We start from the raw sequence: 18,834 nt of genomic DNA, 5'->3' as shown, positions 1-18,834 counted from the left end.
GTCACCGCCGTGCCGGCCACCGCCGGGGAGGCGTTCGAGCGGGCGGCCGCGCACGGCGACGAGCACACGATCAAGATGACGGACACGGCCTTGGACGTGGCGGCGGCCCACCCGGAGCTGGCGCCGCGGGCGCTGGCGGCGGCGACCGTCAGCCGCGAGCTGATCGAGCCGCCGCGGTGACCGGGGCGGGGGACGCCCGCCGCGCCCCGCTACCCGAACTGGACCGAGCGCTTCGCGAGCCCCATCCAGAAGCCGTCGATGACGTGGCGGGCGCCGTCCAGTTCGTCCTCGGCCGCTCCCATGGTCACGAACAGCGGGGCGAAGTGCTCGGTGCGCGGGTGGGCCAGCCGGCCCGCCGGGGCCTTGTTCTCGAAGTCCAGCAGCGCGTCCACGTCCTGCCCGGCGAGCGCCTCGCGCCCCCAGGCGTCGAACTCGGCCGACCACGCGGGCGGCTCGGATCCCGCGTGCCGGAGCGCGGCCAGGTTGTGGGTGAAGAAGCCGCTCCCGACGATCAGCACGCCCTCGTCGCGCAGCGGCGCGAGCCGACGGCCGATCTCCATCAGCCGCCGCGGGTCGAGGGTGGGCATCGAGATCTGGAGCACGGGGATGTCGGCCGCGGGGAACATCTCGACCAGTGGCACGTACGCGCCGTGGTCCAGCCCTCGGTCCGGTATGTCCTGTACGGGCGTCCCGGGGGCGCGCAGCGCCTTGCGTACGCGCTCGGCGAGCTCCGGTGCGCCCGGAGCCGCGTACCGGACCGCGTAGTAGCGCTCCGGGAAGCCCCAGAAGTCGTACACCAGGGGCACGCTCTCGGTGGCGCCGAGGGCGAGCGGGGCCTCCTCCCAGTGGGCGGAGACCATCAGGATCGCGGTGGGTCGCGGCAGACCGGCGGACCAGGCCGCGAGCTGGCCGGGCCACAGGGCGTCGTCGGCCAGCGGCGGCGCGCCGTGGGAGAGGTAGAGCGCGGGCATGCGCACGCGCGCGGGAGAGGTGGCGGTGTCCGGCATGGGTACCTCCAGGCAGCGGTGGTTCGGCGACGGTTCACCAAGGCAATACTTGAACTCTCAAGCGAATACCTCCGAGCTTAGCCCTGCCTTATTTAAACTTCAAGGAACCAGCGCCAAGAGGAAGCCTGCGGGTGAAACAGTGGATGTCATGACCAAACGACCTGTAGGGGACGCGGGGGGCACGACGTGCGAGCCGGCGGCGGCGCACCCGGCGGCCCCCGCCCCGGAATCCGGCGAGCCCCGCTGGCTCAGCGCCGAGGAGCAGCGCACCTGGCAGGCGTACCTCAACGCCACCACGCTCCTGGAGGACCACCTCGACCGGCAGCTCCAGCGCGACGCCGGGATGCCGCACATCTACTACGGGCTGCTCGTCCACCTCTCGGAGGCGCCCCGCCGCCGGCTGCGGATGACCGAACTCGCCCACGGCGCCAAGATCACCCGGTCCCGTCTCTCGCACGCCGTCGCCCGGCTGGAGAAGAACGGCTGGGTCCGGCGCGAGGAGTGCCCCTCCGACAAGCGCGGACAGCTGGCCGTCCTGACGGACGAGGGCGTCGAGATGCTGCGCAGGTCGGCCCCCGGCCATGTGGCCGCCGTCCGGGGCGCCCTCTTCGACCGCCTCACGCCCGAACAGGTCACCCAGCTCGGTGACATCTGCCGCACGATCGCGGGCGGCCTCCAGCCGGAGACCGGCGCGGACCTGCCCTGGCTGCGCTGACCCGTCGCGCGGGCGGGGCCGGCACCCGTACGGCCCGTACGGCCCGTACGGCCCGTCCGGTACAGCCCGTATACGTGTAAGGCCCTCCGTCCATGGACGGAGGGCCTTACACGTATGTCGGTGAACCCGCTGTGAGCCCGCACCTCTACGGCGCGGTCATGCCCGCACTCAGTGCGCCATGACCGGCAGCGCGTCCTCGACGCCCTCGCCGTCACCGGACGCGGCGGCGGGGCCGCCCTGGTGACCGGCGTTGATGGCGACGACCGCGACCAGCGCGGACACGACGAGGATGCCGACGGCCCACCACACCGCGGTGGAGTAGCCGTGCACCATCGACTGGAAGGTGAGCGTCTTGTCCAGCGCGGCACCCGTCAGGTGCGACTTGAGGTAGTCGGTGGTCGCGCTGGCGGCGATGGTGTTGAGCAGCGCGGTGCCGATGGCGCCGCCGACCTGCTGCGAGGTGTTGACCATCGCCGAGGCGACACCGGCGTCACGGGCCTGGACGCCGTGCGTGGCCAGGCTCATGGCGGGCATGAAGGCCGTGCCCATGCCGAGGCCCATCAGCAGCAGGCCGGGCAGGACCACGAAGGTGTACGAGGTGTCCAGGTCGATCTGGGTGAGCAGCACCATGCCGATGGCGGCGAGCAGGAAGCCCGGGCCCATCAGCCAGCGCGCCGGGACGCGGGTCATCAGCCGCGCGCCGATCTGCGTCGAACCGGCGATCATCGTGGCGATCATCGGCAGGAACGCGAGACCGGTCTTGACCGGCGAGTAGCCCCGGACGACCTGGAGGTAGAAGGTCAGGAACAGGAACAGGCCGAACATGGCGATGGCGGCGAGGCCCAGGGAGACGTAGACGCCACCGCGGTTGCGGTCGGTGAGGACGCGCAGCGGCAGCAGCGGCGCCTTGACCTTCTGCTCGACGATCACGAAGGCGAACAGGAGCACCGCGGAGGCGGCGAACAGGCCGATGGTGCTGCCGGACGTCCATCCGTCGGACTCGGCGCGGGTGAAGCCGTAGACGAGCGAGACCAGGCCGAGGGTGGCCAGGACGACGCCGGGGATGTCCAGCTTGGAGGGGTTGCGGCTGCCGGCGGGCTCGTGGATCACGGCGATGGCGCCCGCCGCGGCGACGATGGCGAAGGGGATGTTCACGAAGAACGTCCAGCGCCAGTTCAGGTACTCGGTGAACAGGCCGCCGAGGATGAGGCCGACACCGCCACCGGCACCGGCGATGGCGCCGAAGATGCCGAACGCCTTGGCACGCTCCTTCGCCTCGGTGAAGAGCACGGCGAGCAGTGACAGGGCCGCGGGGGCGAGCAGTGCGCCGAAGACGCCCTGGAGGGCGCGGGCGCCCAGCAGCATCCCGGTGTTGACGGCGGCACCGCCGAGGGCGGAGGCCGCCGCGAAGCCGATCAGGCCGATGACGAAGGCCCGCTTGCGGCCCCACAGGTCGGAGATCCGGCCGCCGAAGAGCAGCAGGCCGCCGAAGGCGAGCGCGTAGGCGGTGATGACCCACTGCCGGTTGCCGTCCGAGATGCCGAGGTCGGTCTGGGCGGAGGGCAGGGCGATGTTCACGATGGTGGCGTCGAGGACGACCATCAGCTGGGCCAGGGCGATGAATATGAGCGCTTTCCAGCGCCTGGGATCGGCTTGGGTGGTGAGTGGCATGGGTGGGGCCTACCTAGCGTTGCGGAGAGGTGCGGTACTGAACAACTGGACGGAACGGCGACGTCATTTGTGACACTTGCGGCGCAGATCCTCCAACGTCACGGCGGATCCGGGCAGTTCGGAGCGGGCGGGCGCCATCAGCCCGTCGAGGAAGAGCTGGAGGTGCCGGTGGACGAACTGATCGAAGTCGACGCAGTCCGAGCCCGGCAGCGGCCTGGTGAGCTGGGTGATCGCCACCATCAGGTCACCGACGGCGATGTCCTCCCGCAGCTGCCCGGCGGCGCGGGCGGCGGCCATCAGGTCCTCGATGCCCCGCTCCAACCGGTCCCGGGCATCGACCTGTTCGGGGTGCTCCTTGTCGATGCCGTCGGCGAGCAGCGGACAGAGCGCACCGACCCGCTCGTCCGCGGCGGCGTGGACGAAGCGCCTCAGCGCGACGAAGGCATCGGGCTCCTCGGCTCGTGCGGTCTCGGCCCGGTCCGCGATGCGGGCCATGACGGAGAGGGTGACATGGTGGATCAGCTCGCGGCGGTCCGCGAAGTGCCGATACAGCGTGGCATTTCCGACCCCGGCTCGTCGAGCGATTTCATCGAGCGAGGACTCGGCCCCGTGTTCGACGAGCGCCTCGCGGGCGGCGGAGACGATCCGCTCGCGGTTGCGCAGGGCGTCCGCGCGGAGGCGGGGCTGCTGGGCGGTGGCCACGTTCGGCACTCCTTCCTGTTCTGTCCTTGCGTGTGCGCGTGCTGCGTCCGGGAGGGCCGGGGATCTCCCGGGTCCCTGCGGGGCCTTCTCGGGCCGGGAGCCAAGCGGGGATCGACTCCCCGTTTCGCCCGGACGCCTGAGTAAACGGGGAGGAGCTCCCCGCTTATTTCCCCGACGGCGCGTGACCCGCGTCACATCTCCCGAGTGCTCCCCCTGCCTCCATCTGCCACGCCCAGCGAGCGCCCGGCCGCGGCCCGGCCCAGGGTGGTCGGACAAGTGGGAAGCGGAGTACGGAGAGCGTCCGGCCCATAGGGGCCGCGGCCTGGAGGTGCCGTTATGAAGTTCCTGGCCATCACGGTCATGGTGATCACCACGCTCGCCCTGACCTCACCGGTGGCCTCGCAAGCGGAACCAGGTGACGAGGAGGAGGCGGCCGCCGGGCACACCACCGCGACCACCGACGGCCGGCGGCCGTCCGGCCCGTGCGCGCTGCGCGGTATCGACGACACCGTCTCCGAGGCGGCCGACACCCCGCCCGGCTTCACCCGGTCGTACGGCACCGTACGGGCCCTCACCCTGTTCGTGGACTTTCCCGACGCGCGGGCCGAGGACTCCCCGGAGGAGCGGTACGACGAGTTCTTCCCGGCGGTCGCCGACTACTACCGGACCAGTTCGTACGGGCGGCTCGATTACCGCTCCACGCCGGTGCGGCGCTGGATCCACATGTCGCGCCCGTACGAGGCGTACGGCATCGAGCGCGGCACGCCGTTCGACCCGGGCAGCGACGAGGAGGGCTACCACGCGCTCTCCAAGGAGATCGTCAAGGCGGTGGACGACACGGTCGACTTCCGGCGCTTCGACCTGATCAATGTGCTGGTCACACCGAACGCGGGGCCGCCCGCCACCGAGGACGTGCAGTCGGTGACCTTCGCGGGCTCGCCCACCGGGCTCGGCACCAAGGACGGCGTGCCCTTCAAGAACGTCTCGTTCATCTGGAGCCGGCAGACCGGTGACAGCCCCTACCGCGTCCTCAACCACGAGAACGCGCACAGTTTCGGCCTGCCCGACCTCTACTACACCCGCGGCGGCAGCGGCCTGCTGAGGACGCCCGTCGGCCACTGGGACCCGATGGACGAGGACTGGGGCCCGTCCAACGACTTCCTCGCCTGGCACAAGTGGAAGCTGGGCTGGCTGGCCCCGGACCAGGTGAACTGCCTCGCCACCCCCGGCACGCGCACCCTGACCCTGACCCCCACCTCGGTCACGGGCGGCACCAAACTGGCCGTGGTGCCGCTCTCCCGGACCCGCGCCCTCACCCTGGAGGCCCGCGCGCCCGGCCCGCTGGACCACATGGTCTGCCGCCCCGGCGTGCTGATCACGACGGTCGCGACGGACGTCGCCTCGGGCGCCGGCCCCGTCCGCACCTCCGACGCCACACCCGGCAGCGCCGGCTGCTACACCACCGACCTGAACGTCAACGCCCGCCTGAGCGACGCGACATACGTGACCGGGCAGCGCCAATCGGGGTCCGGGGTCACCGTGAAGGTGCTGGGCAGGGACACGGGCGGAAACTGGCGGGTGACGGTGCGGCGAGCGCCGCGCATCCCCCGGCCGCCGGTCACCGATCCCGCCAGTGACGACGACCCAGACTGATCAGCCGCAGCTGACGCCGCGCGGTGTCGGCGATCCGCCGCTCCTCCTCGGCGCCGGCCCCACCCGCCTCCAGGAAGGCCGACGCGGTCATCACCAGGTGGTCGACATAGAGCCCGGCGAGCATCCGTACGTCCTCGGCGCTCCACCCGTGCGACTCCTCCTGCGTGGCGAGCGCCTGCGCGACCTCGTCGCCGAACCGCTCCAGCTCCGCCGCGATCGCCTCGCGCACCGCCCGTACGCCGCCGTGGCGCTCCCGCGCGATGAACCGCACGTGCGCCGGGTGCAGCGCCACGTGCGCGGCCACCGCCTCGACGCTGCGGTCGATGACCTCCTCGGCGTCGGCCTGCTCGGCGAGCACGGCCCGGATCATCACGTGCAGGCTGGCGAGCGACTCCTCCACCAGCGCGACCCCGAGATCGGCCATGTCCCGGAAGTGCCGGTAGAACGCGGCCGGTGCCACCCCGACGACGCGCGTGACCTCCCGCAACCCGAGGCTGCTCAGACTCTGCTCCTCCAGCAGCCGCAGCCCCGCGTCGAGCAGGGCTTGCCGGGTCTTCTGCTTCTGGGCCTGGCGGACGCCGAGGGTGCTGCTGTTCATTTCTTCAGTAAACAACTGTTTGCCATAACGCGCCAGGAGGGAGTACGCTCATCTCAGTGAACAACTGTCTCTACAACTGTTCACCGGAAGGACTGACGATGATCCTCCTCATGGCCGCCCTGCTGATCCTGGGCGTGCTGGTGGGCGCCGCGGCACACACCCCGCTCCCGGTCCTGCTGCCGGCCGCGGGAGCCATCGCCCTCTGGCTGCTGGCCTTCACGATCCGCGAACGCGCGAGGGAGCGCTGACCATGCCGACCACGCTGACGAAGCCGCGAGCCGTTCCCCGGGCCCCGAAGCCCGAACCGCTCCACGAGCCGCCCCGGACGCCGGACCGCTCCGGCACCGCGGACACGATGGCAGTCTGGGCCTTCATCCTCGGCCTGGTGGGCCTGCTGATCTTCAACCTGGTCCTGGGCCCGATCGCCCTGACCCTCGCGACCCTGGCCCTCACCCGCCGCACCACCCGCCGGGGCCGCGCCGTCCTCGGCCTGGCCCTCGGCGCGGCGGACCTGATCGTCCTGGCGACCCTGATGACCGCCGACCACACCCTGTCGTGGGGCCTTGCCGCCTGACTGCGCCGCCTGCCCACCCGCTACACTGACGGCGGTCCCACGCCTCCGTAGCTCAGGGGATAGAGCACCGCTCTCCTAAAGCGGGTGTCGGCAGTTCGAATCTGCCCGGGGGCACCACGCACCACCGCTCTGACTGGGGTTCATTGCCCGAGAGGGGTCTCACTCGGCCTCGGACGTCTCGTCCGAGGCCGTTTGCCTGAGCGGTGCGTGAGCGGACGGGGAGTTGATCTCCCGAATACCGCCCAACGGATCAGCATCATCCGGCACGGACTCCGGGCCCGGATCCTCGGCGTTGTCGGGCTCGGGCTCCGCTTCGAGGGCGGTGGGTAGCAGGCCCGTGTACGTGTCGGCCGACGCTCTACGAGTCCTGGGGGTACGAGGCGCCTCGCAGAGCGGCTTCAGAGTGCCATGGCGGCAAGGCCGTCCTGGGAGAGGGGACGGATCCGGTCACGATCTCGTCGGCGGCGGCGAGGCCCGACCGCTCGTGGGTGACCAGGAGCGTGGTGCGGCCGCGGGTGGCGTCGAGGACGTCGGCGAGCACGGCGCCGGCGGTGTCCGGGTCGAACCCCTCGGTGGGTTCGTCCAGGACGAGGACGGGCGGGTCGGCGAGCAGCAGGCGCCTGCGCCGGCCGCCCGACATCGTGGCGCCGTCCCCGCCGACGATGGTGTCCCAGCGGTCGGGCAGCGACTCGATCCAGTCCAACAGCCGGGGCCTGCGGGCGACTTCGCGCAAGTCGGCATCGTGGCGTCGGGACGCGCTATTTCCAGGCCGTCGCCCGTCGCAGCCGCGAGCGCGGCCCTTCCCGGCGCGCCGGGAAGCCCTTTGCCACGACTCCACCGCGCTGCCGCACCCCTGGCCGAGGACCTCGCGTTGGCCGGCCTGCGATGGCGAGTTGGCAGGGGCGTCGCGTCCCCACCGACCACCGGTACCCGGGCCCCCTCCCCCGGCGGCGGCTGCCTGCCGGTCGCCCGGGACCCCGATGGCGATCGTGGGGCCCGCGTCGGTGAGGGACGGGCGAGAAGCCCTGGCTCGGCTACCTGCATTCGTTTGGCGCCCCACGAGTGGGCCCGGCTCTACGGACCGCGGCGAGCCCAGCCTCTGGGCCACACTCGCCCGCAGTCGCTACAAGCTGTAGACGTCAGCGGCGTGCTCCCAGGTGCTGAGCCGCTTTGCGTCCTTCTTGTTCGACGCTGACACGAAGAGACCCCTGGTCGTGAGGCATTGACCGGAGGCAATGCGTGAGCCGACAGCGTAGAGCCGGCCGTCACGGGCAAGAACCGACGCCCCCGCACCGCCCATCAGGGATTCGATCCCACTCTCGAAGCGGGTGTCGGCAGTTCGAAATCCGCCCGGGGCACAACGCGTCAGCCGCCGGCCTGGGGTTCGGCCCCCACGTCGGCGGCTTGTTCGGCCCCGGACATCGCTCAACGGATTCGGGCGGCACGCCCCCTTCGTAGATGTCCGGCTGGATCCCGACCGTGAAGGCCGCGTCCTCGGCGCCGCCGCCTTCCTCGTCCTCCCGGACAACCACGCGGACGGGCCTGTGGACGGCGCCGTGGCGGTCCCACTCGGACACCAGGCTGGTCGCTGCAGCCTCGGATTGTCGGGCCGACCGCCGCACAAGGACGGATCCCGCGATACGGAGCCCATTGATGGGCCTTTTTCCGACGGTCAGGGCCGGGATCGCCGGTTGCCGAGCACCTCCGGGCGGCTTAGCCTGAGATCAAGGGCCCTCAAGTGGAAGGGAGCCTTGAGATGCTTTTCGTCCTGCTCGCGACCCACACGCCGGACATCTGTCCGACCGCCAACGCGGCAACGCGCGACCTGATGCTGAAGACCGCTCCTGACATGCCGAACCTGGCCCAGCAGGCAGGCGTCGACATCGTGGCGGGTCCCTTCGTGAACCGTGAGCACACGATTGTCCTAGTCGTACAGTCCGACAAGGTCGAGAATGTCGACCGCTTCCTCATGGAGGCGCGTCTCCCGCAGTGGAACAGCGTCCGTGTGCTGCCGTCGCTGACGATGGAAGAAGCTCTCAACGAGATCCGAGCGCAGACGCCGATCTTCTGACCACCCGATCAGGGACGGTGCGCTGTTTTGGCGTGGACGCCGAGATGCGCCATCGCCCGCCACTGTTGGCCGTGATCGGTGCCTGGTTGCTCATGCCGACCGTATGCGCGCCGGCTGCTCAGGCGAGCCAACGGGTGGACGGGTCCGCCAAGCCGACCAGTCAACAGGCCGCACGACACAGCTCGCTTGGTGGTCCCGGCGTCTCCTGCCTCATCGACGCGACCGCATGGGAGGAGGCCTTCCGAGCCTTGACCGAAACCGGAGGAGCCGGCCAAGTGGTGGATGCCCTGGGGGTTTCACCACTCCGAGCGTGGAACGCGACCTCGGCCGGGAGGTAGTTTCGGATGGCGACGCCCCCTCCGGACGACGAACTGTTCCACCTGGCCGGCGAGTTCACGTGGTGACACTGTCGCTCCGCGATATCGGCGGCACGGCGGCCGAGCCGACCTTCGCCCAGGGAGACTTCGCCACCGAGCGGCGCCGCGCTCTTCACGAGGAAGGCTGGAGGCAGGGCCTGAACAAGCTGGAGGCGCTGGTGTCCTCGGCTGCGTCGAACGGAGAGCCGCCGCGCACGCTGGTGAAGAGGTGTCCGGCTCGCCTTGGGCGAGAAGGGAAGCGCTGTGTCCCAGCAGTTCACCGGCGGTGAACAGGCGAGCCCGCAGGCGCTGCGTCGAGCGGTCGAGCAGGCGCGAGACGCGGTCGCCCGTCAGTCCTGGGCCGAGGCGTACGGAGTCCTGCGCGACCTCGACCGGCACCGGCTGACGCCCGACGACCTGGCCGCGCTCGCCGATGCCGCCTGGTGGACCAGCCGGATCCCGGAGTCGATCCAGGCACGGACAGCGGCCTACTCTGGTTATGTCGCTCGGGAAGACCGACGACGGGCCGGGTACTGCGCCTGGATGCTCTTCTACGAGCATCAGCTCGCGGGACATATCGCGACGTCGGCGGGCTGGCTGCGCCGGGCGCGCCGGCATCTGAGTGGCCGGCCCGAGTGCGTCGAGCAGTGCTACCTGGTGTGGATCGAGGCGGAGGATGCCCAGCGGCGCGGCGCGTTCGACGAGGCCATGCGTCACGCGCACCGGATGGGTGAGATCGCGGAGCGGTGCGGCAGCGCGGACCTGGTCGCCATGAGCGTCCAGGCGCGGGCGGGCGTCTTGCTGGCGCAGGGGCGGATCGCCGATGGGCTGGCCCTGCTGGACGAGGCGATGTGCTCGGCCGTCGCGGGCGAGCTGAGCCCGTTCTTCACCGGGTGGATCTATTGCCTGGGCCTTCAGCAGTGCATGGCCTGCGCCGATCTGGAGCGGGCCGCCGAGTGGACGGACGCCGCGATGGCCTGGTGCGCTTCCATGCCGAAGGAGAACAACTTCCGTGGTCTGTGCCGTGTTCATCGCGTGGAGGTTCTGGAACTGCGCGGCGACTGGGCCTCGGCGGCGAGCGAGGCGGCCGTCACCTGCGAGGAGCTGCTGCCCTGGGAAACGCAGATGGCCGGCGAGGTGTTCTGTCTGGTCGGCGACATCCAGCGCAGGCGCGGCGATCTGGCCGCGGCTGAGGCGTCGTACGAGCGCGCCCACGAGCTTGGCCACGATCCGCAGCCCGGGCTCGCCCTGCTGCGGCTCGCCCAGGGCCGGGCGACCTCCGCGGCAGCGGCCCTGCGGCTCGCGCTCGACGGGGACGACACCGGTGGTCCCGGCCGCCTCGGGCACAGTCGGCTGCTTGCCGCCCAGGTGGAGGTCTCGCTCGCGCTGGGGCAGCCGGCCGAGGCCCGCGCGGCGGCGGAGGAACTGGAGTCGGCCGCCCGTGAGTGGCAGCGCCGGTGCGGGGCCGGGACGACCGTGCTGCACGCGACCGCCGCCCGGGCGGGCGGCGCGGTGGCCCTCGCCGAGCAGGACGTCACTCATGCGCGGCCCCTGCTGCGCCGAGCGCTGTCACTGTGGCAGAAACTCGGCGTGCCGTACGAGGCCGCCCAGGTCCGTATGACCCTCGCCGCCGCCAACCGCGCGGCAGGCGACGACGAAGGCGCACGACTGGAGCTGCAAGCCGCATACGGAGCCTTCGAGCGCCTGGGCGCCGAGCCCGACGCGCGACGGGCGGCGGCCCTGCTCGGCGCCGTACGCGGCCGACTCCCGGGTCGGCTGACCGAGCGTGAGGTCGAGGTGCTGCGTCTGGTCGCCGCCGGCCGGACCAATCGGGCCATCGCCGCCGAGCTGGTCATCAGCGAACACACCGTCGCACGGCACCTCAACAACATCTACGCCAAGCTCGACGTGTCGTCCCGGGCCGCGGCCACGGCGTACGCGTACACCCACGGTCTCGCGTGACGGCTCCGCGCCGGGCCGCATGGGCCGTTCTTGCCATGCCCGCCTCCGTGAGATGAGCGGTTCGCGCGATGACCGGGGAACGGGAAGGTGCGTACAACGGTGCCATACCCATCCCCGACCAGCGGAGAGCCGGTGGCAGCCATGACCACCTACAGCCCCGCCCTCGACGACCAGCGGAGCCAGCGGCTCCGCGAGGCCGTCCGCGGCGAGATCATCCATCCTGGGGACCCGGACTACGACGAGGCCCGCAGGGTCTACAACGCGGTGCACGACAGGCGGCCGGCGATCATCGTGCGGGCGGCCGACGCGGGCGACATCAGGGCCACCGTGGATTTCGCCAGGGACCAGGAGCTGCCGCTCGCGGTGCGCGGCGGCAGCCACGGCGTCCCCGGACACGGTACCTGCGACGACGGCGTCGTCCTCGACCTCGGCGCCATGCGCGGCGTCCGGGTCGAGCCCCAGCGGCGTACAGCCCGGGCCGAGGGCGGCTGCACCTGGGCCGACGTCAACCACGCCACGCACGCCTTCGGCCTGGCCACCACCGGCGGCATCGTCTCCACCACCGGCATCGGCGGGCTGACCACCGGAGGCGGCATGGGCCATCTGTCCCGGCGGTGCGGCCTGGCGTGCGACAACGTCGTCTCGGCCGACGTGGTCACGGCCGACGGCTCCTTCGTGACCTGCACCGAGGACCAGCACGCAGACCTGCTGTGGGCGGTGCGCGGCGGGAGCGGCAACTTCGGCGTCGTCGCGTCCTTCGAGTACCGGCTGCACCCGGTGGCCGACATCCTCGGCGGACCGACGTTCTATCCGCTCGACGCAGACGTGCTGCGCGCCTACCGCGAGCTGATCGCCGACTCTCCGGAGGAGTTCAACCCCGTGCTGGTCATCGGCCTGGGCCCGCCGCTACCCTTCCTGCCGGAACGCTGGCACGGCCGCCCGCTGTGCGGGGTGATCACGTGTTTCAGCGGCCCCGAGGACGAGGACGACCGGGTCGTGGCCCGGCTCGGCCGGCTCGGCCCCGTTCTCGGACAGCATGTCGGGCGCATGCCCTACCCGGTGATCAACACACTGTTCGACGAACTGCTGCCGGCGGGCCTGTTCCACTACTGGAAGGGCTGCTTCAGCACGGGCCTGCCCGACGGAGCGATCGACGCCTACGTCGAGTACGGCGTGGACACGCCCAGCATCGAGAGCGCGACGGTCGTGTTTCCCATCGATGGCGCCTGCCACCGGGTGGGCCCCGAGGACACAGCGTTCGCCTACCGCGACGCCGACTTCTCCACCGCCCTGAGCCTCACATTGCCCACGTGCGCGGAGCTGGAGGCGCACATCGGCTGGGTGCGCGCCTTCGCCGCGGCACTCGACTCCTACTCGGCCGGCGGCGGCTACGTGAACTTCATGGACACCGACGACCAACACCGCGTGCGGGCCAACTACCGGCAGAACCACGACCGTCTGGTGGCGCTCAAGCGCCGCTACGATCGCGGCAATCTGTTCCGGCTGAACCACAACATCGCACCCTGACAGGGCCGACCTCGGAACGGTCACGCCTCGCACCGTCCTCCAACAGGCGGAGCAGGCCAGGCCGGCACAAGGCCACCGCGCACCTCCCGGAGTCGAACCGCGGCGGGACACCACTCAGCCCCAGAGCCGTTCCACCTAGGTCCTGTCCGATGGGTCGGTGTGACTGACCTGTCAGCTGATCGTTCCGGTCAGCATGGGGCGGGGTGATCTATCTGATGAGGAATGGGCGCTGCTGGAGCAGCACTTGCCCAAGAACGTGGGGCGAGGCGGCCGTTGGAAGAGCCACCGTAGAGTGATCAACGGCATCCTCTTCCGGCAGCGGACCGGCCTTCCGTGGCGGGACCTGCCGGCACGGTTCGGTAAGTGGAAGACCTGTCATGATCTGCATCGCAGATGGTCAGCGGACGGCACGTGGGAAAAGATCCTGCGGGCCGTCCAGGCCGATGCCGATGCGGAAGGCCGGATCGGCTGGAGCATGGTCAGCGTGGATTCGACGTCCTGCCGTGCCCATCAGCACTCCGCAGGTGCCCGAAGGCGCAACCCAAGCATCCGGGGCAGACGCGGTCGGCCCGCCCACCACCGCCCAGACGAAGCTCTGGGCCGCTCCCGGGGCGGCTTGACCCGCAAGATCCACCTGGCCTGTGAGGGCGGACGCCGTCCACTCGCGTTGCTGATCACGCCGGGTCAGTGGGGTGATGCCCCGCAGCTGATCCCGGTGCTGGACCGCATCCGCGTGCCTCGCCGGGGAGGCGGACACCCCCGCACCCGGCCTGACCACCTCGGCGGCGACAAAGCGTATTCGTCCCGCCGCAACCGCCGCTACCTCCGGCGGCGGCAGATCAAGCACACCATCCCGGAGCCAAAGGGCCAGCGTGCCAACCGTCAACGCAGAGGCACCAGGGGTGGTCGGCCCGCCGGCTTCGACAAGACGATCTACAAGCGTCGCAACGAAGTGGAACGAACCATCAATCAACTCAAGAGCTTCCGGGCCGTGGCGACGCGTTACGACAAGAGGGCCTACATCTTCCATGGCACTGTGACCGTCGCCGCGATCTGGCTGTGGCTCCGCCCCTGACCCGCCAGACAGTGCCTAGTTTTGTTCCGAGGTGGTGTCCTCCCTTGATGTAGTCGCCGACAGTTGGCGCGTTGCCGCAGGCCGTGACAACGTGTGTCTGAGTCTCCTCGGCGACCTCGCGTCGCAGGGCCTCGGTCAGGCTCTCGCCGCTGTCCACGCCGCAGCGCCATGGCGCTGTCGCCTCGACAGGCCGTCCGACTGGTATGCGGGGTGAGCTGGACGGCCGCAGTGAAGCGTCCGGCCCCGGCGACGGACTACTCACCCCGACGCCTCACGCGGGCGGTGAGCAGGTCATCGTCACAGTGACGCTCCATATCAAACAGCGCCAATGAGGATATCCAGGGTTGTGGGGGCATCCCGGGTCGGTGGTGTGCCCTGAGCGCCCCGTTCCGCACCCTGTCGACGATCGCCTTCCGCGCGTCACGCTGAACCGACAACGCGCAAGGAGGAGCACCATGGCCGAACGTGTCCGCACCCGTTGGAGCAGGCTGCTCATCACCGCCGCCTGTGCCGTCATCATCCCCCTCACCCTCGCTCCACCCGCCGCCGCTGTTGACCTCCCCGGCGTCCCCGATGTCCCCGGCCTCCCCGGCCTCCCCGGCCTCCCCGGCCTCCCCGCTCTCCCCGCCCTCCCCGCTCTCCCCGGCCTCCCCGGCCTCCCCGGCCTCCCCGGCCTCTCCAGCATCAGCGACCCCTCCAGCATCAGTGGGCCCTCCAACATCATCGGATCCTCCAACATCATCGGATCCTCCAACATCATCGGATCCTCCAACATCATCGGATCCTCCAACATCAACAGCCTCGTCACCAGCCTCGTGAACGGCTGAGGCCGGGGGCCCGGCCCAAGGCGGAGTTCTGTTCGCCGGCGTGCCGGGCCAGCAGTGGCGGTCGTGCTGCGCTACTCCGACGAGCTGCGGCACACCGACGTCGACGCCCTGGAGACCTTGGCAGGTCGTGAAGCCCGGTGGGTCGCCCACACGACCCACCGGACACGGCCTAGTTGTATTGACCCGCAGCGTTGTTGACGCGGCTGATGGGTGGGTGTCCGCCGAGTGCGGTGTGGCATCGGTGGTGGTTGTAGGTGTGGAGGAAGTCTGCCAGGGCCGCGGTGCGCTCGTCGTTTGAGGTGTAGGGCCGAAGGTAGGCCCATTCGTCGAGCAGGGTGCGGTTGAAGCGTTCGACCTTGCCGTTGGTCTGTGGCCGGTAGGCGCGGGTGAGTTTGCCGGCCGCGCCGAGATCGGCCAGGACAGCCCTCCAGGCGAGGCCCTTGCGGTAGGCCCAGGCGTTGTCCGTGAGCACACGCTCGATGCGGGTGATCCCGTGCGCGTGGAAGAACGCGGCCGCGCGGGTGAGGAAGCCCGCGCAGGTCGCGACCTTTTCGTCGGGGTGGATCTCGCTGTAGGCCAGGCGGGAGTGGTCGTCGACGGCGGAGTGGATGTAGTCGAAGCCCATGCCGCTGCGGGTGGTGCGGCCGGCCTGGCGGCCGAGGGCCTTGTGGCCGCCGCCGTCGGGGATGCGTCCGAGTTTCTTGACGTCGACGTGTACGAGTTCGCCGGGACGGTCGCGTTCGTAGCGGCGGATGATCTGGCCGGTGGGCCGGTCGATCCAGCTCAGCCGGTGCAGGCCGTGGCGGGTCAGTATCCGGTGCACGGTCGAGGTGGGCAGGTCCAGGATCGGACCGATGCGGGCCGGTCCCAGCTTGCGCGTCGTCCTCAGCTCGCACACACGGGCCTCGACGGCAGGGGGTGTGCGGTGCGGGGTCGTGCGCGGACGGCTGGAGCGGTCCCGCAGTCCCGGCTCGCCCTCGGCCCGCCACCGGTGGACCCACTTGTGGGCCGTCGTCCGCGAGATGCCCATCTCGGCCGCGACGTGCGCGACCGGGCGGCCGGAACGGACACGATCGACCAGGATCCGCCTGCCGTGAAGGGTCAGTCGGGCGTTACGGTGGGACACGAAGACCTCCGTGCGGTGAAGACTCGACACCTCCACCACACCGGAGGTCTTCGCCATGATCAAGGCCTGCGAGTGTCAACAACGCTCGTGATCAATACACCTAGTGCATGCGAGGGCGTCCTCGTGGTGGTCGGCCGACGTCACCTGTACGGACCTGTAGAAATGCCGAGGACCGGCGACCTCCTTAGCGTGTCGTGAGGGATTGCCGAGCAGGCCAGTTCGGCAGAGAATCGCTGGAGGAATCCAATGGCTGTCGCGGTGACCGTGCATTGGGCCGATGTCAGGCCTGAGCAGTACGACGCACTCCAAGAGCGGATTCGCTGGGAGGAAAAGGCGCCTGACGGAGCCGTTATGCACGCCGCCTGGTTCGCGTCCGACGGCATTCATGTAGTCGACGTATGGGAAGACAAGGAGAAATTCGAGCGGTTCATTCGCGAGGACATCATGCCCGCAGCGGGGGAACTCGGTATGCAGGGCGAGCCGGAGGTACAGATTTTCCCGCTGCACCGGCGCTTCGTGGCTCCGGGGGTTACGGGCGCCGCCTGACAGGAGCACGGATCGGCGTCACAGCAGTGCCCACGTAGGGTTCCAGGTGCTCGGAGGGGGTCTCCAGCCGGCGGGCGCCCACTCACCGGCGGCTACGAGCACGCTCCACAGATCCCTGCCGGTCTCCGTCGGCAGGTAGCGGTAACCGCGGCCGTGGCCCAGGGGGCGGCGCTCGGTGATCCCGTGGCACTCCAGCGCCGCCAGGCGCTGAGCGAGCAGGCTGCGGGAAATGCCGGGCGCACCACGCTGGATCTGGGTGAACGTCTCGCAGCCCATCAGAATGTTGCGCACGATGATGGGCGTCCCGACGCTCGGCGAAGAGCTCGGCGCCCCGGGCATTGGGACAACGCTGCCCGTAGCCCCGCTTGCCCTTCAGCCTGCCACCGATCCCGAGGGCGGATCAGCCCATTGCCGACGGCCGGCGCTCATCGCCCGCTGCACCAGCACGGCGGACGTCGTCGCCGCCGTGCGCCACGCTCGCGAGCACGGTCTGGAGGTCTCCGTCCGCGGCGGCGGCCACGGCGTGGGCGGCCTCGCGGTGGCCGACGGCGCCTTGATGATCGACCTGTCCGCCATGAAGGGCATCCACCTGGACCCCGCGGCGCAGGTGGTGCACGCGCAGGCCGGCGTGGTGCTGGGCGAGCCGGATCACGCCACCCAGGCGCATGGTCTGGCCGTTCCCGTGGGGATCAACTCGACCACCGGCATGGACGTCCCACGACCTTCCCGCACTCACGGATGATGTGATCGACGCCGTCGTGGAGCACTCGCCGCGGATTACCTCACCACGCTCGTACTCGCTGATCCCTCACCTCGGAGGCGCCATCAGCCGCGTCCCCGAGGACGCCACGGCCTCCTCCCACCGGCACGCGACCTGCGACATCAACATCAACGGCGTCTTCCTCCCCGACGATCCCGACCCCGGCCGTCACATCGCATGGGTCCGCGAACTGTTCGACGCGCTCGCTCCCTACGCAGATGGCGTCTACGTCCACTTCCTGGGCGCCGAAGGGCCGGACCGGGTACGGGCCGCATATGGCGCCGCCAAGTACGAGCGGCTCGCCGCCCTCAAGACCACCTGGGATCCAGGCAACTTCTTCCACCGCAACCAGAACGTCCCCCGGGCGTGGTGCCCGAACAGTCGGCCCCAAATCCCCTCGGAGCGCGGATGCATGGTTGACGGGACGGCTTGAGACCGGCTTGCCGCAGGCCGTGGGCCGCTGAACACCTCACGCCACCGAATCGGTCCGCTGGGCGCACACACTCCGACTGATCTTCAAGTCAGCCAGTGCCTGATCGCGTGCCTCCTGGTGTGAGTGGTATGCGAGCGGACTGACGACGAAACTCGGCTCAGGCCGTCATCACGACAGATTCCGGTGGGCTCGCGCGTGGAGCGCGATTCCGGCCGACACGGAGACGTTGAGCGACTCGGCCGCGGGGTTCATGGGAATCGACACCGTTTCGGTGGAGATATCCGAGAACTCGCCCGACGGGCCGACCTTCTCGCTGCCGAACATGAGGACGAGCCGCTCGTCGATACCGCCGAGATCGCCGACGCTGTGATCCCCGTCGGCGTCGAAGGTCATCAGCCGCATGCCGCTGTCCCGGAAGTGGCCGATCGCCTCGGCCCGTGAGGCGAGGACGATCGGGAGCGAGAACACGTACCCCCGGCTCGCCCTGACCAGGCGCCGGTCCGCGATGCTGACCAGGTCGCTGTCCACGAGCACGATGCCCGCGGCCCCGAGCGCGAACGCGGTCCGCACGATGGCACCGATGTTGCCGACGATCTTCACCCCGTCGAGAAGGATGAGGTCGCCGGTCCTGCCGGCCAGGTCCTCGAAGCGGCAGGGCCGCGGGACCCGGGCGATGCCGAACGCCTTGGGCTTCTTCTCGGTCTTGAAAACCTGATTGGCGATCGGGGCGGCGAGCAGGCGGACCGGAATTCCGCGCTGTTCGCACGCGGCGAGCAGGTCACCCGGCAGGGGGGTGGTCTCCAGCCCGTAGACCTCGAAGAACTCCACCCCGGCGCGGATGCTTTGCAGGAGAGGCTCGGTGTCCTCGATCAGCGCCGTCCGGACCACGGACCTCGAATGCTTCGTGACATCGATGATTCGCTGTACGGCGGGGTCGGAGCGCTCGGAGATAACGTCAAGGCTGGCCACGGATGAAGACGTTAACACGAGCATTGTCGGCCCTTTGTGTACGCGCAGCTTCCGGTACGCACCGACGTGATCCTCTCGCTGCTGCGCGAGGCGCTGGGCCGGGACCGCGTGTTACCGCGTCAGTGCGGTGCGGGCCTCGATGGCGATCTACGACTTCATCTGAGGGTCCACCTCGCGCTGGGAGGCTCTCCGTCCGGCCGGCGCCGCGCCGGAAGGACGCCATCGAGGCGGATTACGCCTACTAAATGATGTCCCGTAAGCC

21 protein-coding genes, 1 tRNA gene and 1 pseudogene are annotated in these 18,834 nt (G+C 70.2%); 14 read left to right on the top strand and 9 right to left on the bottom strand.

Features of this window, described 5'->3' with window-relative positions; translation table 11 throughout:
- Positions 1-180: pseudogene (locus tag J7E86_RS13990) on the top strand (hypothetical protein); the annotation flags it as partial.
- A gap of 29 nt (positions 181-209) precedes the next feature.
- Here the strand turns inward: J7E86_RS13990 and J7E86_RS13985 are convergent.
- Positions 210-971, bottom strand: a complete 762-nt coding sequence (locus J7E86_RS13985; protein WP_215081968.1) for a dioxygenase — start codon at positions 969-971, stop codon at positions 210-212.
- A 184-nt stretch (positions 972-1,155) separates the two neighbouring features.
- Here J7E86_RS13985 and J7E86_RS13980 point away from each other — a divergent pair, with 184 nt between their 5' ends.
- Positions 1,156-1,722: a MarR family winged helix-turn-helix transcriptional regulator gene (locus tag J7E86_RS13980; RefSeq protein WP_215081964.1), complete on the top strand. Its 567-nt coding sequence runs from the start codon at positions 1,156-1,158 to the stop codon at positions 1,720-1,722.
- Between the two features lie 168 nt (positions 1,723-1,890).
- Here J7E86_RS13980 and J7E86_RS13975 read toward each other — a convergent pair whose 3' ends face one another.
- The gene (locus J7E86_RS13975; protein ID WP_215081963.1) at positions 1,891-3,393 is read right to left on the bottom strand and encodes an MFS transporter; all 1,503 of its coding nucleotides are present in this window, start codon (positions 3,391-3,393) and stop codon (positions 1,891-1,893) included.
- 63 nt (positions 3,394-3,456) lie between these two features.
- Positions 3,457-4,095 (bottom strand): helix-turn-helix domain-containing protein, encoded by a 639-nt coding sequence (locus tag J7E86_RS13970; protein WP_308312585.1) that lies wholly within the window; start codon positions 4,093-4,095, stop codon positions 3,457-3,459.
- 336 nt (positions 4,096-4,431) lie between these two features.
- On the opposite strand from J7E86_RS13970, the gene J7E86_RS13965 reads away from it, so the two are divergent.
- A complete protein-coding gene (locus tag J7E86_RS13965; RefSeq protein ID WP_215081961.1) occupies positions 4,432-5,748 on the top strand; it encodes a M6 family metalloprotease domain-containing protein in 1,317 nt (438 codons plus the stop codon).
- Here J7E86_RS13965 and J7E86_RS13960 read toward each other — a convergent pair.
- A complete protein-coding gene (locus tag J7E86_RS13960) occupies positions 5,714-6,346 on the bottom strand; it encodes a TetR family transcriptional regulator (protein WP_215081960.1) in 633 nt (210 codons plus the stop codon). The genes J7E86_RS13965 and J7E86_RS13960 overlap by 35 nt on opposite strands.
- A 56-nt stretch (positions 6,347-6,402) precedes the next feature.
- Between J7E86_RS13960 and J7E86_RS13955 the strand changes: the two genes are divergently transcribed.
- The 3 genes from J7E86_RS13955 to J7E86_RS13945 all read left to right on the top strand — a co-directional run bounded on the left by J7E86_RS13955 (position 6,403) and on the right by J7E86_RS13945 (position 7,037).
- Entirely contained in the window at positions 6,403-6,594 is a 192-nt protein-coding gene (locus tag J7E86_RS13955; RefSeq protein ID WP_215081969.1) for a hypothetical protein, read from the top strand.
- A gap of 2 nt (positions 6,595-6,596) precedes the next feature.
- Complete coding sequence (locus J7E86_RS13950) at positions 6,597-6,920, top strand: DUF4190 domain-containing protein (RefSeq protein ID WP_215081959.1); 324 nt, start codon at positions 6,597-6,599, stop codon at positions 6,918-6,920.
- A gap of 41 nt (positions 6,921-6,961) precedes the next feature.
- Positions 6,962-7,037 (top strand) — tRNA-Arg (locus J7E86_RS13945).
- A 241-nt stretch (positions 7,038-7,278) separates the two neighbouring features.
- Here J7E86_RS13945 and J7E86_RS13940 read toward each other — a convergent pair.
- The gene (locus J7E86_RS13940) at positions 7,279-7,653 is read right to left on the bottom strand and encodes a hypothetical protein (protein WP_374223798.1); all 375 of its coding nucleotides are present in this window, start codon (positions 7,651-7,653) and stop codon (positions 7,279-7,281) included.
- Between the two features lie 1,023 nt (positions 7,654-8,676).
- On the opposite strand from J7E86_RS13940, the gene J7E86_RS13935 reads away from it, so the two are divergent.
- The 4 genes from J7E86_RS13935 (at position 8,677) to J7E86_RS13920 (ending at position 13,911) form a co-directional block, all read left to right on the top strand.
- Positions 8,677-8,991, top strand: coding sequence for a hypothetical protein (locus J7E86_RS13935; protein ID WP_215081958.1), 315 nt, complete (start codon positions 8,677-8,679; stop codon positions 8,989-8,991).
- A 620-nt stretch (positions 8,992-9,611) separates the two neighbouring features.
- The gene (locus J7E86_RS13930; RefSeq protein WP_308312584.1) at positions 9,612-11,309 is read left to right on the top strand and encodes a LuxR C-terminal-related transcriptional regulator; all 1,698 of its coding nucleotides are present in this window, start codon (positions 9,612-9,614) and stop codon (positions 11,307-11,309) included.
- Positions 11,310-11,450: 141 nt separating this feature from the next.
- On the top strand, positions 11,451-12,836 hold the full coding sequence (locus tag J7E86_RS13925; RefSeq protein ID WP_215081966.1) for an FAD-binding oxidoreductase: 1,386 nt from the start codon (positions 11,451-11,453) through the stop codon (positions 12,834-12,836).
- Between the two features lie 193 nt (positions 12,837-13,029).
- A complete protein-coding gene (locus J7E86_RS13920; RefSeq protein ID WP_215081957.1) occupies positions 13,030-13,911 on the top strand; it encodes an IS5 family transposase in 882 nt (293 codons plus the stop codon).
- Here the strand turns inward: J7E86_RS13920 and J7E86_RS32035 are convergent.
- On the bottom strand, positions 13,811-14,068 hold the full coding sequence (locus J7E86_RS32035; RefSeq protein ID WP_374223797.1) for a hypothetical protein: 258 nt from the start codon (positions 14,066-14,068) through the stop codon (positions 13,811-13,813). The two genes, J7E86_RS13920 and J7E86_RS32035, sit on opposite strands and share 101 nt — an antisense overlap.
- A gap of 298 nt (positions 14,069-14,366) precedes the next feature.
- Between J7E86_RS32035 and J7E86_RS13915 the strand changes: the two genes are divergently transcribed.
- Positions 14,367-14,738, top strand: coding sequence for a hypothetical protein (locus J7E86_RS13915; protein ID WP_215081956.1), 372 nt, complete (start codon positions 14,367-14,369; stop codon positions 14,736-14,738).
- Positions 14,739-14,907: 169 nt separating this feature from the next.
- Here the strand turns inward: J7E86_RS13915 and J7E86_RS13910 are convergent, their stop codons facing one another.
- Positions 14,908-15,864 (bottom strand): IS481 family transposase, encoded by a 957-nt coding sequence (locus tag J7E86_RS13910; protein WP_215081965.1) that lies wholly within the window; start codon positions 15,862-15,864, stop codon positions 14,908-14,910.
- Positions 15,865-16,110: 246 nt separating this feature from the next.
- Between J7E86_RS13910 and J7E86_RS13905 the strand changes: the two genes are divergently transcribed.
- Positions 16,111-16,410, top strand: coding sequence for a hypothetical protein (locus J7E86_RS13905; protein ID WP_215081955.1), 300 nt, complete (start codon positions 16,111-16,113; stop codon positions 16,408-16,410).
- Positions 16,411-16,428: 18 nt separating this feature from the next.
- Here the strand turns inward: J7E86_RS13905 and J7E86_RS13900 are convergent, their stop codons facing one another.
- Entirely contained in the window at positions 16,429-16,701 is a 273-nt protein-coding gene (locus J7E86_RS13900) for a helix-turn-helix domain-containing protein (RefSeq protein ID WP_215081954.1), read from the bottom strand.
- Between J7E86_RS13900 and J7E86_RS13895 the strand changes: the two genes are divergently transcribed.
- Both J7E86_RS13895 and J7E86_RS13890 read left to right on the top strand, forming a co-directional pair.
- Entirely contained in the window at positions 16,691-17,152 is a 462-nt protein-coding gene (locus tag J7E86_RS13895; protein ID WP_215081953.1) for an FAD-binding oxidoreductase, read from the top strand. The genes J7E86_RS13900 and J7E86_RS13895 overlap by 11 nt on opposite strands.
- 1 nt (position 17,153) lies before the next feature.
- Complete coding sequence (locus tag J7E86_RS13890; protein ID WP_215081952.1) at positions 17,154-17,603, top strand: BBE domain-containing protein; 450 nt, start codon at positions 17,154-17,156, stop codon at positions 17,601-17,603.
- A gap of 168 nt (positions 17,604-17,771) precedes the next feature.
- Here the strand turns inward: J7E86_RS13890 and nshR are convergent, their stop codons facing one another.
- Positions 17,772-18,572, bottom strand: a complete 801-nt coding sequence (nshR, locus tag J7E86_RS13885) for an NshR/TsnR family 23S rRNA methyltransferase (RefSeq protein ID WP_215081951.1) — start codon at positions 18,570-18,572, stop codon at positions 17,772-17,774.
- Between the last annotated feature and the right edge of the window lie 262 nt (positions 18,573-18,834).

The organism is Streptomyces sp. ISL-11 (assembly GCF_018614525.1).
GTDB lineage: Bacteria > Actinomycetota > Actinomycetes > Streptomycetales > Streptomycetaceae > Streptomyces.
Note: the sequence above shows the minus strand (reverse complement) of the source record. Positions and strands in the feature narration are given on the sequence as shown.

What these genes read in the sequence shown, in the direction of transcription:
- J7E86_RS13985 (WP_215081968.1), bottom strand. Translation starts at nt 971, where the DNA reads ATGCCCGCGCTCTACCTCTCCCACGGCGCGCCGCCGCTGGCCGACGAC.
- J7E86_RS13980 (WP_215081964.1), top strand. Translation starts at nt 1,156, where the DNA reads ATGACCAAACGACCTGTAGGGGACGCGGGGGGCACGACGTGCGAGCCG.
- J7E86_RS13975 (WP_215081963.1), bottom strand. Translation starts at nt 3,393, where the DNA reads ATGCCACTCACCACCCAAGCCGATCCCAGGCGCTGGAAAGCGCTCATA.
- J7E86_RS13965 (WP_215081961.1), top strand. Translation starts at nt 4,432, where the DNA reads ATGAAGTTCCTGGCCATCACGGTCATGGTGATCACCACGCTCGCCCTG.
- J7E86_RS13960 (WP_215081960.1), bottom strand. Translation starts at nt 6,346, where the DNA reads ATGAACAGCAGCACCCTCGGCGTCCGCCAGGCCCAGAAGCAGAAGACC.
- J7E86_RS13950 (WP_215081959.1), top strand. Translation starts at nt 6,597, where the DNA reads ATGCCGACCACGCTGACGAAGCCGCGAGCCGTTCCCCGGGCCCCGAAG.
- J7E86_RS13935 (WP_215081958.1), top strand. Translation starts at nt 8,677, where the DNA reads ATGCTTTTCGTCCTGCTCGCGACCCACACGCCGGACATCTGTCCGACC.
- J7E86_RS13925 (WP_215081966.1), top strand. Translation starts at nt 11,451, where the DNA reads ATGACCACCTACAGCCCCGCCCTCGACGACCAGCGGAGCCAGCGGCTC.
- J7E86_RS13920 (WP_215081957.1), top strand. Translation starts at nt 13,030, where the DNA reads ATGGGGCGGGGTGATCTATCTGATGAGGAATGGGCGCTGCTGGAGCAG.
- J7E86_RS13915 (WP_215081956.1), top strand. Translation starts at nt 14,367, where the DNA reads ATGGCCGAACGTGTCCGCACCCGTTGGAGCAGGCTGCTCATCACCGCC.
- J7E86_RS13905 (WP_215081955.1), top strand. Translation starts at nt 16,111, where the DNA reads ATGGCTGTCGCGGTGACCGTGCATTGGGCCGATGTCAGGCCTGAGCAG.
- J7E86_RS13895 (WP_215081953.1), top strand. Translation starts at nt 16,691, where the DNA reads ATGTTGCGCACGATGATGGGCGTCCCGACGCTCGGCGAAGAGCTCGGC.